At 30.3% G+C, this 14,061-nt stretch carries 17 protein-coding genes; 10 read left to right on the top strand and 7 right to left on the bottom strand.

All coding sequences use genetic code 11. From position 1 onward, the window contains the following. Positions 1 to 286 precede the first annotated feature (286 nt). The 5 genes from ACLHDE_RS03465 to ACLHDE_RS03445 are packed head-to-tail and all read left to right on the top strand — an operon-like array spanning position 287 to position 2,953. Positions 287 to 1,099, top strand: a complete 813-nt coding sequence (locus ACLHDE_RS03465) for a DUF932 domain-containing protein (RefSeq protein WP_415397822.1) — start codon at positions 287 to 289, stop codon at positions 1,097 to 1,099. Between the two features lie 10 nt (positions 1,100 to 1,109). Then, the gene (locus ACLHDE_RS03460; protein WP_415397821.1) at positions 1,110 to 1,697 is read left to right on the top strand and encodes a hypothetical protein; all 588 of its coding nucleotides are present in this window, start codon (positions 1,110 to 1,112) and stop codon (positions 1,695 to 1,697) included. Between the two features lie 9 nt (positions 1,698 to 1,706). Continuing rightward, positions 1,707 to 2,411 carry a Rad52/Rad22 family DNA repair protein gene (locus ACLHDE_RS03455; RefSeq protein WP_415397820.1) on the top strand — a complete coding sequence of 235 codons (705 nt, stop codon included), beginning with the start codon at positions 1,707 to 1,709 and terminating at the stop codon, positions 2,409 to 2,411. Between the two features lies 1 nt (position 2,412). Next, positions 2,413 to 2,715, top strand: coding sequence for a DUF2958 domain-containing protein (locus tag ACLHDE_RS03450; RefSeq protein WP_415397819.1), 303 nt, complete (start codon positions 2,413 to 2,415; stop codon positions 2,713 to 2,715). Position 2,716: 1 nt separating this feature from the next. After that, positions 2,717 to 2,953 carry a hypothetical protein gene (locus ACLHDE_RS03445; protein WP_415397818.1) on the top strand — a complete coding sequence of 79 codons (237 nt, stop codon included), beginning with the start codon at positions 2,717 to 2,719 and terminating at the stop codon, positions 2,951 to 2,953. A 301-nt stretch (positions 2,954 to 3,254) separates the two neighbouring features. Here the strand turns inward: ACLHDE_RS03445 and ACLHDE_RS03440 are convergent, their stop codons facing one another. Next, the gene (locus ACLHDE_RS03440) at positions 3,255 to 3,668 is read right to left on the bottom strand and encodes a hypothetical protein (RefSeq protein ID WP_415397817.1); all 414 of its coding nucleotides are present in this window, start codon (positions 3,666 to 3,668) and stop codon (positions 3,255 to 3,257) included. Positions 3,669 to 3,741: 73 nt separating this feature from the next. Between ACLHDE_RS03440 and ACLHDE_RS03435 the strand changes: the two genes are divergently transcribed. The 4 genes from ACLHDE_RS03435 to ACLHDE_RS03420 all read left to right on the top strand — a co-directional run bounded on the left by ACLHDE_RS03435 (position 3,742) and on the right by ACLHDE_RS03420 (position 6,397). Continuing rightward, on the top strand, positions 3,742 to 4,215 hold the full coding sequence (locus tag ACLHDE_RS03435) for a hypothetical protein (protein WP_415397816.1): 474 nt from the start codon (positions 3,742 to 3,744) through the stop codon (positions 4,213 to 4,215). Then, positions 4,215 to 4,784 carry a hypothetical protein gene (locus tag ACLHDE_RS03430; RefSeq protein ID WP_415397815.1) on the top strand — a complete coding sequence of 190 codons (570 nt, stop codon included), beginning with the start codon at positions 4,215 to 4,217 and terminating at the stop codon, positions 4,782 to 4,784. Before ACLHDE_RS03435 ends, ACLHDE_RS03430 begins: the two co-directional genes overlap by 1 nt. Beyond that, positions 4,784 to 5,365: a hypothetical protein gene (locus ACLHDE_RS03425; RefSeq protein WP_415397814.1), complete on the top strand. Its 582-nt coding sequence runs from the start codon at positions 4,784 to 4,786 to the stop codon at positions 5,363 to 5,365. The genes ACLHDE_RS03430 and ACLHDE_RS03425 overlap by 1 nt, the downstream gene beginning before the upstream one ends. Before the next feature lie 453 nt (positions 5,366 to 5,818). Further along, positions 5,819 to 6,397, top strand: coding sequence for an inovirus-type Gp2 protein (locus tag ACLHDE_RS03420; RefSeq protein ID WP_415397813.1), 579 nt, complete (start codon positions 5,819 to 5,821; stop codon positions 6,395 to 6,397). Positions 6,398 to 6,587: 190 nt separating this feature from the next. On the opposite strand, the gene ACLHDE_RS03415 is transcribed toward ACLHDE_RS03420, so the two are convergent. From ACLHDE_RS03415 to ACLHDE_RS03390, 6 genes are all read right to left on the bottom strand, one after another. Further along, positions 6,588 to 9,431, bottom strand: coding sequence for a type IV secretory system conjugative DNA transfer family protein (locus ACLHDE_RS03415; protein ID WP_415397811.1), 2,844 nt, complete (start codon positions 9,429 to 9,431; stop codon positions 6,588 to 6,590). A gap of 186 nt (positions 9,432 to 9,617) precedes the next feature. Then, complete coding sequence (locus ACLHDE_RS03410) at positions 9,618 to 9,809, bottom strand: helix-turn-helix domain-containing protein (RefSeq protein WP_415397809.1); 192 nt, start codon at positions 9,807 to 9,809, stop codon at positions 9,618 to 9,620. Positions 9,810 to 9,934: 125 nt separating this feature from the next. Continuing rightward, positions 9,935 to 11,299, bottom strand: coding sequence for a hypothetical protein (locus ACLHDE_RS03405; RefSeq protein WP_415397807.1), 1,365 nt, complete (start codon positions 11,297 to 11,299; stop codon positions 9,935 to 9,937). Between the two features lie 96 nt (positions 11,300 to 11,395). Continuing rightward, entirely contained in the window at positions 11,396 to 12,607 is a 1,212-nt protein-coding gene (locus ACLHDE_RS03400; RefSeq protein WP_415397805.1) for a tyrosine-type recombinase/integrase, read from the bottom strand. A gap of 237 nt (positions 12,608 to 12,844) precedes the next feature. Continuing rightward, entirely contained in the window at positions 12,845 to 13,141 is a 297-nt protein-coding gene (locus ACLHDE_RS03395; protein WP_415397803.1) for a hypothetical protein, read from the bottom strand. A gap of 1 nt (position 13,142) precedes the next feature. Continuing rightward, positions 13,143 to 13,349: an RNA-binding S4 domain-containing protein gene (locus ACLHDE_RS03390; RefSeq protein ID WP_415397801.1), complete on the bottom strand. Its 207-nt coding sequence runs from the start codon at positions 13,347 to 13,349 to the stop codon at positions 13,143 to 13,145. A 452-nt stretch (positions 13,350 to 13,801) separates the two neighbouring features. Here ACLHDE_RS03390 and ACLHDE_RS03385 point away from each other — a divergent pair, with 452 nt between their 5' ends. After that, on the top strand, positions 13,802 to 14,020 hold the full coding sequence (locus ACLHDE_RS03385; RefSeq protein ID WP_294961311.1) for a cold-shock protein: 219 nt from the start codon (positions 13,802 to 13,804) through the stop codon (positions 14,018 to 14,020). Positions 14,021 to 14,061: the final 41 nt, after the last annotated feature.

The raw sequence follows: 14,061 nt of genomic DNA, 5'->3' as shown, positions 1-14,061 counted from the left end.
TATACTTACTTATTTTGAATTTAAAATTAAGATACATAATTCTCTAATAAACCTCTTTGTAATATTGATTTTGAAACTTATATAACCATATATTATTAATATGTTCAAGGTATGTAGATGCTTTGGAAATCTTTTACTAGGAGTATTGATGTTCACATTACCCCAAATTCTCACAATCCTTATTTTAGTTGGAACAGCTGTCAAAGAAACAATCGAATCCAATGAAAATTAGTCCATTAGTCTTTAGACTCTCAACAATCAAATAAAAAAACATAAAGGAAATACCATGTCAAAATTACCACTATCTAATGAGCAATTAAAAGCTCAGGCTCCAGCACTATTCACCGAAGAACCACATAACGATGTAAGTGACAAATACCACTTTATACCTACTATAGATGTTATTAACGAAATCAAGTCTAATAATTGGTATCCAGTAAGTGTTTCAGAAGCGTCTGTTAGAGATTTAGACAAAGAAGGATACCAACAGCACTTAGTTCGCTTTCGTTACTTAGATGACCTCCTATTATCCCATGAGGATAACGCGGTAGAGCTACTTTTGTTTAACTCTCATGATAGAAGTAAGAGCTTTAGTATCTCAGCTGGCATTTATCGTTTCGTTTGTAGTAATGGACTCGTTATTGCAGATAGTGTGTTTGAATCGTATAAAATTAAACACTTAGGAGATAGAGAAAACGATGTAGCAACAGCAGTAGCAAACATTACAGCCATCAAACCAAAGCTAATGGAGAAAATTCTAAAACTAGAATCAATAGAGTTAACGCAACTAGAAAAAGAATCATTTGCTCGTTCATCAATTCCACTAAGGTTTGATAAACACCTACTAGTAAATCATATAGATTTGCTAGTACCACATAGAGATGAAGACACTCCTAATGATTTATACACTGTCCTTAACGTAATACAAGAGAATCTACTACGTGGGAATATATCTGGGATAAACAAAGATACTGGTCGTAGATTTACTTCTCGAGAAATCACATCTATAAGTAAAGACGTATCTGTTAATCAAGGTCTTTGGGATATTGCAGAAAGAATACTTTCAATCAAAGAACCATCATTTGCATTAGCAGCATAAGGAGGAATATATGAAAATGACTAACTACCGCTTACTAACAGAAATGGAAAATATCAATCCAAATAAACAAGATTGGTACAAGGATTATGTACGTCAAGTACTAGAGTCCAACAAATCGTACTATGTAAAAACCGATTATCTCGGTCTCAGCGTCCAAGAACTCCAAAATAAGATAGATTATCTATCAGAGGATATAAAAGAGATGACGGCTCTTAAAAAGAGTCTCACGAGTGCAAAAGTTACAGCACTAGAAGCTACTGCAACTGTACTAGCAGAATATGGTATAGATAGACTCGATGGAACTGCAATATCTTCTATAACGATTACACCACAAAAGACAAAAATTAAAGAAAGTTTTAAAGTCATAGACGAAGAAGCTCTTATTAAACTAGGGTTTTATACAGTAATCGTAGATGAAGAAGCTGTTAAAGATGCAATGACAACTGTTGAAGGGATGAATGAAATAGATAAATTTGTAAAGGTGGGTATTGTAAATGAAAAAGTACCTGCTCGTATTAAAGTCAATGCTAGACGCTCTAGCCAAAACAACCAAGTTACTGAGCTATTAAGCTTAGTAGACTCTCAAGAAGCAGCATAAGGAGATAACATGTTTTCAGAGAACCAATTAAAAGCACTATCATACAATTTAGATGATGGTAGAGTGAAAACTATAGAAAAAGCAGGCATGAGCTTTAAGTACTTAGAGACTTATGATGTCATAAATGTAGCAAACACTATCTTCAACTATATGTGGGACTACACTATCACTAGACTTGAGGAAGTGGCAAGAGAGACTAACCAAAACAGCAACCATGTAATTACATACAGTGCTATTGTTAAAGTGAGAATCTATGACAATCAAAGAAATTTCATAGAGAGAGAAGATACAGGTGTAGGTACTGGAACGGCTAGAACCATTGGAGAATCAATTGACAACGCTTCTAAGAGTGCAGTAAGTGATTCGCTCAAAAGATCTCTTCGTTCATTAGGTGGGCAATTTGGTAATGACCTATATAGCAAGTCACCGAACATAAAGCGGAACTATCAGCAACAACCTACACACCAAATACAACAGCCACAGCAGTACTCACAAGCTAATCAACAGCAGACACAACAAGCCCAGCCGTCACATAATCCAAATGACTTTTCATCCCTTTATTCTATTGGTCTTACAATCATGGAACAAGGTCAAAACCTCATAGTTATAGGTGATGATATTTTCAATAAAAAAGATAGTATAAAAGCTTGTGGCTTTAGATGGGATGTTGCTAGTAAGATGTGGTACAAACCTATTGAACAGCAAGTGGCTTAAGATGAGTAAGCTTATCCCACAAACACTACTTAGTGATATTCCAGACTTGTACGAGACAGAGGGGTTAAATAATCCCCTTTGCTGTATTAAGCTATTCACTCCTGATAGCAACTGGACTTGGTACATTATAGAGTTCTCAAAAGCTGATACAAATACTTGCTATGGCTATGTTAAAGGACTAGAGAGTGAGCTAGGATACTTTACCCTGGAGGAACTAGAATCTGTTTATGGTTCACTTGGTTTGGCGATAGAAAGAGACTTATCGTTTGAACCTACACCCTTTGCTACTATCAAAAAGAATTAACATGACAGCTCTTTCTAAGAATAAGATTAGCTCATTAGCTAAAGTACTAGAGAATAAAGATAGTGTAGAGTTTAATAATGATGGCTTTTACTATGAAATATTTGAAAGTGCTGAGGGTGGCTATATTGTAAATGTTTACTCTAGTCATGATGAAGATGTTGAATACATAGAAGCTAATCTTATTGATGGAGGGCATTGTAGTGGTAGTCCTAGAGATGCCGTAAGATTTATGTTATGAGTTATATTGTAATAGTACTTTGTCACAATGAAGTCCACTATATCCAACTATTTGAATCTAAACTAGAAGCAGAGGAACAAGCGATACTCCTATCTAATGAGTGATATAACAAAGATGGTGTCTTAGAATGGACTCCACACCAAATAGAAACTATAGATAAGATGAGAAGCTACTATCAATCATAGTCTTATTTTAACAGTGAAGATTATGTAAATGTTGTTATAGAAGAATCTAATCTAAAAGTTTAAGTATTAAAACACTATCGTGGAGGATAAATAACTTACACGTATGAACTCTCTAATTAAATTTTCCTAACACCATCTTCATAACAAACTTTAAATTTATTAAGTGCATTTTTGATATGTTCTATTGTATTTTTTGGTGCATATTGCAGTAGGTCAAGTATCTCTCTAGCATCTTTACTATATCTTATATTATACTCCGTTGCATATTCTATATCAAAACTAAAAAGCTCTTGTACTGAGATATTTAGTGTTTCTACAATGTAGGGTATAAGTTCTATTTTTATCTCTCGTTTTCCATAAAGATAACCTAAAATAGTTTGAACTGAAGGAGTCTCTCCCGTCCTTTTTAATTTCGGTTCTAATAGTAATAGTTTATTAGCAAATTCTTGTTTTGTGATATGCTTTTCATCTATCAAATAATTTACTTTTTCCCAAACTTCCATAATCATGCCTTTAGTCGTAATGTCCATAATTTCTCATATTGTAAGCACTATTAAAGGTCAAAATGAATATAATTTTCTCAGTATGAAAAAAAGGTAAAAAATGTCAGAAGAAATGAAAAAGTCAATTTTAGTTGCAGGTGCAATAACATCAGGAATAATGTTAGCTCTTATTCTATTTGGTAATGTAGGTTCAGGTTTTTTTAGGCTATTAATGGTTTTTATTGTAGGAACTATTTTAGGTACACCATTAGCTATTGCAGGTAAGTTTATTGGAATGTGGTTTGCAAAAATATTTATGCGAGAATACGAAACAATATTTACATATGTAGGTTTTTTAATTGGAGCAGTACTTGGTGGTGCTTTGGCAGGAATGTTGTTTTCAAATAAAGTAGAAACTGCATTTGTAGGAAGTTGTGTTCAAGGTGGTGATTCAAAAGTTGTATGTGAATGTGTTTATGATAAATTAGATGATGAATATGATGACTTAGAATCAATGCTTTTTAATGCTAGACCTTCAAAAAGTATGCAAGACTTTATGTTAAAATCAACTAATGAATGTAGAAGAGAAAAGTAATGAAACTTTTTTTAAAAGTTATTTTAGTTATATTTATTGTTTTAACAGTATATTTACTTATGAACAATTCTAAGGAAGCTGTACAAAACATGAGCATAAAAAATTTAATACACACAGTATACAGTGTATCTGGCAACCATGCAAAGCAGAAACAGCAAGAAGAAAGTCTAGACTATGCTTTATCAAAAATGGCTCAGCAAGGTTGGAATATAGATGAAACACTTATTGATGCATTAGAAAACAACCCCTATATTAAAGGTACTCAGTTTAATTTATTCGAAAATAATATGCGAGGACTAGATAAAGTGGAAGTTATAACTACTCTTAGTGATAATAAATCAGATATACCAATAAGAATGTTCTTTTTTGTACAACCTAAATCAAAATTTACAATATCTTCTTTCTCTGAAATACCTCATTCTGCTAAATTATTACCGATGATTGCAGTAGAGTTAACTTTCAATGGTATAACTAAAAAGTTTACAGATTCCCAAGTGACTGATATTCTTCCTGTCCTATATAATGAAGAAGCAAGTAAATCACTTTTAATTAAATTTCAAAAAAGATAATGTTTGATTTACACGATGTAGAAAATACTATTTTTAATCTTATTCAAGAGAATCTCTTATACTTTACAATTATTGTATCTGCAATAATAGGTAAGATTAAAGAAAGCTCAAAAAACAATATTTTTACAGTGTGGGTAATATATTTTATAGGAACACTATTTCATGAATTAACCCACTTAATTGTTTCTATTGCTACCTATGGAAAACCAAGTTGGTTTTCCATACTTCCATCAAAACAAAAAAATGAGATAGGAGAAACGGTAGGTTATACATTGGGTTATGTAAGGAATAATAACTTAAGGTTCTACAATACGTTTTTAGTAGCAATGGCTCCACTGTTACTTATACCATTATCATATTGGATTTATCTTCATTTTTTTGAGTATTTCGATAAAAATATATGGACAATGATAAGTTATATATTTATTATAGTATCTCTTTTATTTAGTTCTATACCTAGCAGTGTAGATTTTAAATTAGTTTTTAATAAAAATATTATTCAAAATTTAGCTATACCAATAATTATAATATATTTATTGATATATTTTGAATTTAATATAATAGAAATATGGAATAATTGAAAATTAAGCTTTCAACTCATAAATGATATTTTTAGTAGTTCTTTAAAATTTATCTCTTTCGTTTTATAATCCTATTTTTATATGTGTGATATATTTATCATCAAATAATGTAATCACTTAAAATTCTTATTTTATGTTCCTAACTCTGTATATTACAACTAAGCGTAAAAAGTCAATAAAACACAGTAAATCTAAAATTGGTATGCTGAGTTATGTTAGGGTATTTTCATTAACTTACTTTAGGTTATTAATATTATTCTATCTTATATTAGTTATTATTATCTAATCTATATTCTCATTAATACACTTAGCAACAGATAGAGTAATTATAAAGTAAATAACAGACTAAAAGAGAAGAGAGTATCACTTGTTTAACTGTAGTAATAATTACTAATGTTTGTATACATACTATTTAATTGATAGAAATAAATTAATCAATTAAGGATAGTACAAATGAGTAACACAACAAAGGTAGATAAGCGAATCGAGAGTAACAAGAAGTATGTGGATGCCTTACAAGAGCATTGTTCTAAGCTCAATGTGATTAGATTAGATTTAGGCTACAAGCATAACAGTGATGTTGCACTAGAGGAAGCAAGCAACGACTTAAACCGTCTATTAAGTAACAGAAGAAGTAAGCCATCTATTTTTGAACATAATGTAGGCTACACCTGTAAGAAAGAGTACACGGAGGACAAGGGAGTACATATACATGCATTTTTTATGTTTGATGGTCAGAAGGTACAAAAGAGTGCATACAAGGCTGACCAAATAGGTAAATATTGGAATGAGAGTATTACCAAAGAGAAAGGTAGCTACCACAACTGTCATCGTAATAACTATGAGAAAAACGGTATCGGTATGCTAGAGCACAATGATAGTGAAAAAAGAGAGTATCTAGATGTGGCAATGGAGTATATATTCAAGGATGAACAAACAATTGAAAGAATATCTGATAACAAAAAAGATAGAGCAGTAACTCGTGGTACTATGCCTAAAAAGAAAGGAAATATTGGGAGACCTAGGAAATAGTGTACTCTCTGTAAAAGCTTAAAATTCATGTTTATTTTGAGCGTTTTAGACAAAACACAAAATTGTTAAAAAGTAGAATAAAGCCTATGATTAAGGTATTCTAATGGATATCCAAGGCTATTCTAGTATCTACTTAAAAATTCTAGAATAGAGCTTGAGAAATAAGAATAGGAGCTGAATACTCCCACTCTTAAGATATAAATAACCTCTTCTTGCTGTTGTAGGTCTTGTTTGTATTAACATCTTGCTTGAAAAAATCATCTTTGATTTTAAAAAGTTTCAATAGATTCTTATTGTTGATAAAAGAGTTCTCAGGATATATCAAATTGAAGTACTGATATAAATCTTGTTTAGAAATATAGCCACTCGCATCATCAGCTTCATCGTTGAAATTGTAAATAAGCTCTTCATACAGTTTAGGAGCAGCTTGAAGCTTCTCAAAATATGGGATATCTATTGACTTAATAGCATTGATAAACTCATCAAATATTTGATTCAAGTATTCAGAAGGGGCTACTTTATCATCTATGTTTTCTACACTTCTATAGTAGTGTTCGAGTTGATATTGCTTTTGTTCTTCCTCTAGAACTTGAGTTATATCTTCTTTAGCATCTACTAACTTATCCGTAACATTAACTTTAATAATATCATTATTACCAGCTGATAGATAAAATTCACCAGTATTCAACTTCTCAACATCTTCCAGTTTAGTATTTAGAGTTTTATTCATGGCTTCGAGAGTCTTATTACTATTTTTACCAATGATTTTTACATTGGTCATGGTCGTCATAATATCTCTGAGATTTGTATCTCTTATTTGTGTAATAGCTTGATGAGCAAATGTTACAAATAATTTATATTTACGAGACTCTGTAAGTATCTCACTTATAGTTGCCGTTGAAGTTATAAAGTTATGCGCTTCATCTATATATAGGTGAGTGTGCGTTCTATCCTCTTCTGCTACATCAGCTCGCTTTAGTGCTAATATCTGTATATACTCAACAATAAACCTTATATAATACTTGTATGTATTAGGCATTTTACCTTTTGGAATATTGAATATAATAATCTGACCTTTTGTATTCATTGCCTGCTCAAGATCAATTGTATTTTTACCATTCATAAGACCTGAAAAAGTAGGATCATTAAGTAGCTTTTTCAACCTTCTTCTGATTGCACCTTTTGTTGGTTTAGAGCTTTCAAAATCATCTTCAAAAAATTCAGACTCTAACTGATTTGGACTATTGATTCCAAATTGAACTAAATCTTCATTTCTGTTATCATTCAAAAATCTATAAAGCTCTTGAAAACTACCTCCACCTTTTCTAAGTAATACTCTGATGCACATTTCAAGTACATCTTCCATCGCACCAGTAAAGGTCTCATCACTATTAACACCTTTAAGTACATTTAAAATAACTTGTGTCAGTCTAGCTATATTAGCTTCACTTTTATTAGATAAATGAAATAGATTAATGGTAGGTGTCTTGGATTCACTCAAAAATGGATTAATGTAAACTAATCGTGTTTTATCTTTAACTAATTTCGTAACTTCTTGTGCTAAATCACCATGTGGTTCTAATAGTATCACATTTCCATCAGCTCTCAAGATGTCTGCCATGATGAGTATCTTCAGGAGCTGGCTTTTCCCACTTCCTGTCATTCCAGTGACGTATGTATGTTTATATCTCTCTGTTAATGGAATTAAATTCTCAAAATTACTACTAAATGGATCAAGGATATTATCCTCTATAAGTTTGACAATATTTTCATCAATACTATCTAGTAACTTTACAAAGTCTTCATTTTGATTAGTGTTTTGCGATAATTCAGAGGGTGTATTCCCAAGTACTGAGAGTTCTTTAGAAAAAGTCGTTAGACTACTATATAGCTTCTTATGAAAAGAGATTTTATCTTCTTCTTGTAAGTTTGTCATGATATTTTCCATAGAGTCCACAAAAAAGACATCACTAGAGCTTAAAAAGTCTTTTAAGAAAGGATGTGCCTCATTTAGTGTAATAAGAACCTGCCCATGAATTGGAACAAACTTATCTTCAATCATAATAAATTTATCTACTAAAATTGATATAAGTATCTCTTGTAATTTCTCTCTATCTTTTTCATCGTCAGGTATATGGTCAATATGGTAAATCAATTTATGTTTGATTATCTCCCCGATACCTTCTGATTGCAACATCTCATCCGTTATTGTTACACAAAACTGTGATCCAAATATTGGCTTTAATACTCTATTGAGTAAAACTCCCTCTGAAACATCCTTATTTCCAACTAGTACAATAGCCTTTGATGAATTTAAATGTTTAAAAAAATTCCCTAGTCTACTAACAAGGATTTTTAAATCTTTTACAGTAGTGATTTTTTGGATAACATGCTTTGCATAGCTCTCATATGGTTCATCTATTAATTCAGAATGATAAAACCTATTAGCTAAATACGATGTATACGATAAATGGTTTCTTGAGAATAATCCTTTAAAGTTTACGAAAACCTCATCCATTCTAGTAGGATCAAAAATATCTTCATCAATTACAGGGATTGAGTTAATAGCTATATATGTAGTATCTATTCTTATTTCTGCCTTTTTGTATGAAAGTGCTTCATTAAGATCACTTACAAAATAAATATTGATATTACCATATCTACTGCCTATTTCTTTGGCAATTGCTTTCTCGTCAGCAACAATTAGTTCACTAAACTGACTAGGTCTAAAATAAAACTTATCTTTAAATCTCCAAAAACGAATATGTTGATTCAATCTATTCATATCACAAAGTATAGATTGTTCTTTATTTTTAAAATAATTATACTTTCTTTCCTCATTATTCATTATTTGATTGAAATTTGCTTGAGCATCCCAATATCTATTATTATGGTTTTCAAGACTTCTGACATTCCTACTATAGAGTCCAACTTGATGATACATATGATTATTAATCATTGATAAGTTATTAGCTTCTTGTGAATACTTTTGTACATTTATTCCAGTATTAGTATTTGTTATTATATCGTTCATTATTTTTCCTTAATGGATTAGAGCTAGGATTGATAACTCATGTGTTAAGTAAGTAAAATAAGTTACTTACCACCTATCTTTTTAACATAATCAAAGACAAATCAATTTGACAATAAGTTGTTAAAGAGCATGATAAAATAAACATTCATCATTTTTTGTATAAACTTGGAAACTTTATTTTCTAGACTATGAATCCAAAAATAAAGCAAGTTCATTGATAGTGAAGAAAACTCCACCACCGACTTTTTTAGAACAAATTTCACCAGATTTTCTAAGTCTGTCTAAAGTTGCTTGAGAGATATTTAGCTCACTTGCCGTTTCTTTTTTAGTTAGTAAAGACTTTTGATGTCTTTTAAGTAAGTTGTCTAAGTTAGACATTGATTTGATCCTCCTTCAGTAGATCTAAGAAGAATTGTAGAGGTCTACCTAGTAGATTGGTTTTCATTTATAAATTATAAAATGAGAACCATATTGAATGTGTATTGGATAAGGGATGACTTGATCTAGATAATTTTTTTTTCTAGAAACTTATGAATATAAGTATGTAAGTTTTTAATTCGACCAGGAGTTTCATTAAGCAGAGTGGCGATTTCGTAAAATATACTGTCTGGATATTTTGTTTTCATTTTTCTATATTTATATTTTTGTTTGCTAAGGTCATTTTCGTGTATTTTAAGCTCTCGTTTTTCTTCTCTTTGCAGTGCACTTATTTCTTTTTCTGTTTCTTCTATACTTTTAGGATTACCTTGTACTGCCATTTTTTCAATATATTTTTTATCAATCAATGATTTATATTTTTGCTTTATTTTTGTTCTTTCAACTTCATAGTTCTCATCTAAAGTTTGATTCATGAAGTCGATATTTAATTTGTTTGCCTTTATATAATCAAAAGTGAAAAGTGCTTTTATAATTGAATCTTGCCTTATTGTAAAAGTTTTTTTATATTTATTTAAAACTTTATGTGCCTGTTCTATATAGCTTGCATTTAATTTTTCTTCAAAGTTGAAAGTTGACAATAGTTCCTGTTCATAATTTTCTTTGATTTTTACAACTTGATCCAAGAGTTCTTTTTCTGATAATTCAAAATTCAACTTGATCTCGTTAATTGGTGTTACTGGATTCTTGATCAGCATAGATACATTTTCTTCGTCAAGAAAACTCCCAACTGAGTATCTAAATGTCACTCCAAGAGTAGTTATCTCTGCATAGCTTAATCCATATTGTTTAATTAAAATATTATCAATTTTTTTTTCTTGATTTAGGAAGTCTACTATAGCTCTTATTTCAAATTCTTCCTCAGTTTCGAATTCTAAAGGTTCTAGTTCACTATTAAACGAATTTTCTAATAAATCATTGTATATAGCATTGCGAACAATAAATTCAATTAAAATCGCATTAATAAACCCTTTCTCTTCTTTATAGTTATAAAGATTTTTGTATCTATAATGATTAAAAGTTGGCAAAACAACTTCGTTAAACTCGTACTTTTTATCTTCATATACGAAATCTTTTTTTTGTACAAATCCATTATTATCATATTCTATTTTATCAGGCAATGGCAATAAATATATATTATATTTTTTATCTTTTGTCGTGGCAATATACTTGTGTCGTTTCAAATGGTTTTCAATTGTCAGGTCATTGGTTTCTGAACTAATTATTGTTGATTGATCACATGAGATAGAGTTTATATTATTTTTATTATCAATCCATTCAATTAATAAATCTTCGCTATTTGGTATATCATCATGCAATATTTCACATATATCCCTTTGTTCATACTCAAACTCAACATAAATATAGTTTGCACTATAAGAATAAACAACTATGTTAATTGGAAAATTTAGTTTATCATCAACTTCATTCAAAAGATTGTTAATAGCATCATAAAAGGTCATGTCTTTATAATTCCTATTTTATTACTCTTCGTATAGTTTAACCTTACTTGTAGCATCATTGGCACTTTATAGCCCATAATCAGCTACCTCCATATCGTCATCGATATTCAAATATTTCATTGTAGTATCAATCTCTGTATGATTTAGAAATCTTTTTGCATGAACAATACCAAGCTTTTTATAAACATTAGTTGCAGCTGTTCTTCTCATTGTATACACTGTCAGTCTATACGCATTATCATAAGTTCCTATATTTTGATTAAAGTGTTTGTCAAATATAGCTCTAAAGTGTTCGGCATAACCTTGGTATCTAGTATGTGAATTTTTTATACTACTTTTCTCTTGCTCAGTTGTTGCTCTCATATATAATTGCATTGGAAAAAAGATAAAATTGTCATGAACTAAATCATGCTCTTTAATCCATGCTTCAAACATATCTAATAGTTCTTTACTAACTCTTGCATCATAGGGTTTCCCTTGCTTCATGGCTCTTATATGTACTGTATTCTTATCAAAATTAATATGCTTTACTTGTATGGTCATAACAGCAGAAGGTCTTGCTCCAGTATGATAACAAGCTTTTAAAAATAATAATAGTCTAGGCTTAACTTGGAACTCATCCAAATTCCAAAGCTTTTCAAGTTCTGTATCTGATAATACACGACCAGCTTCATTTTTATCTGTTTTAATAATATCGCCAACGACTACAGGGTTTTTATTCACATAACCCTCTTTTATAGCCCAATTAAATATAGCTCTAAGATTACTTATCATTTTTTTTACTGTTCTTGGGTTCAGAGGATTTGCATCCACTTCAGCTTTCAATTGAACACCTCTTAAAGCTGGTGTTTTTTTCAACTCCTCGCTCAGATTTTTTATATCAGCTGTTTTAATATTTGCTATTTTCATTTTCCCTAATGTAGGCTTAACATGTCGATTAAATGCTGATTCAATTGTTTTGATTGATTTAATAGTTTTAGTTGGAAAATATAGTTTAGCAACATCTTCTAGTGACAAACTATTAGTCATAATCTTTCTACCTAAAAGAGTCTTATCTTTTTGTATTTCTTCTCTATCTTTTGTAAGCTCTGCTCTTTTATCATTAAGTATTTTTAATGCATCCTCTTTTGTGTTTGCACTACATTTTACTTTTTTTATTTTATTATCAAGATCTCTATATGAAATATAATAAGCTGTAGTTCTTTTATCTATATCACTATCTCTAAAATACTCAAATATACCACTATATTTCTTTGCTCTTATTTTTCTTAATCCCACTCTAAAGCCTTTTTTTACAACAAATATTATATTATAACTTTTACACAGTCTCTTTAACTACTGTATAGCTCTATTCTGTTACAACAATTTATTACAACATTTGGTTAAATATTAGCATAAAATTGGTAATTAATGCAAATGTTAGCATATTAATAAACTGTTGATATAAGCCTTATTAAAGGGATTTAAAGAGGTTTGCAGAGGTTTGAAAAATAATGGGTATTAGTCTTTGGTGGGCTAATAGGCCTCATTAGCTCTTCTGTGCTCTAGTTCAATATCAATTCTAAGCAGAGTATTATCAAGAGGATAAAGTTTTCTGGCTTTTTTTATCTCGATAATAGTCTTGTTTAAATCTAAGCCTTTAGAGTCAATATCTATTTTTGAAAATTTATTATGAAATTCTATTAGAGGTATTATATCTGGATGCTTTATTGATTTAAGTTCTACTTCTAAGCTTTTGTCTTCTTTTGAAATATATAAAGAAGACATAACCACAAAAGCTAAAAAAATAAGTACAAAAAGAACTAATTTCATATTAACTAATCTCAATAACTACTTCAGCTATTTCTACAATGTCACCGGAAACTATCTTAGCTCTTTTTCTAAGCTCAACTTCACCATTTCTTTTAGCATAACCATCCGCAATCAGCATCTTTGCATGTGCACCACTATCTGCTAAATCTAAAACTTTAAAAAGCTTAAACAGCTCTATGTAATCATCTTTTAATTCAAACTTCATCATTCACCTATCTTTAATTTAATAATGTAATGATAGCCAAATTAAATGCATACAAACCCACAAACGACCATTAACTCACAAATGGACTAATAAGATATCCACCGACAAGAACAACAATTGATGTGTAAAATAGTTGTATTTCAATTATTTCTATAAATGTCTTTAGCATGTTCCACTCCAAAATTTCCCTATTGATAATAGAGAATTCAATTTATGTAGAGTCAATACCTCCACTTCTTACTATATATATCGGCAATATTACAAAAATATGAAAAATTTATATTTATTGCATCATTTTTAAGAATATAAGATATAATACTTTTGATGAAAAGATGAGGCTCGAGTTCATCTTTAGTGTGTAATTTAGTGCTATGCTCAATTGTGACCCTAAAGACTCTCCAATTTTTGACTCCACTTCGCTCACGAAGTGATATTTTAATACAAGAGGTTTTGCAATGGCAGAATTACTAGACGGTTCAGTTAAATGGTTTAATGAAGAAAAAGGTTATGGATTTATCCAACAAGATAATGGCGGACAAGATGTATTTGTACACTTTCGTCAAGTAAACCACTCAGGTGGTGGTCGTGTTTCTCTTGCTGAAGGGCAAAAAGTTACATACGAAGTAGGCGAAGGTCAAAAAGGCCCTCAAGCTGAAAACGTTACACCTCTATAGATAGAGACTAAAAACCCCTATTACTGGGGTTTTGCAAACTC

Origin of the sequence: Sulfurimonas iocasae (assembly GCF_047716755.1) — a bacterium.
GTDB lineage: Bacteria > Campylobacterota > Campylobacteria > Campylobacterales > Sulfurimonadaceae > Sulfurimonas.
This window is presented reverse-complemented; position numbering and strand designations above follow the sequence as displayed.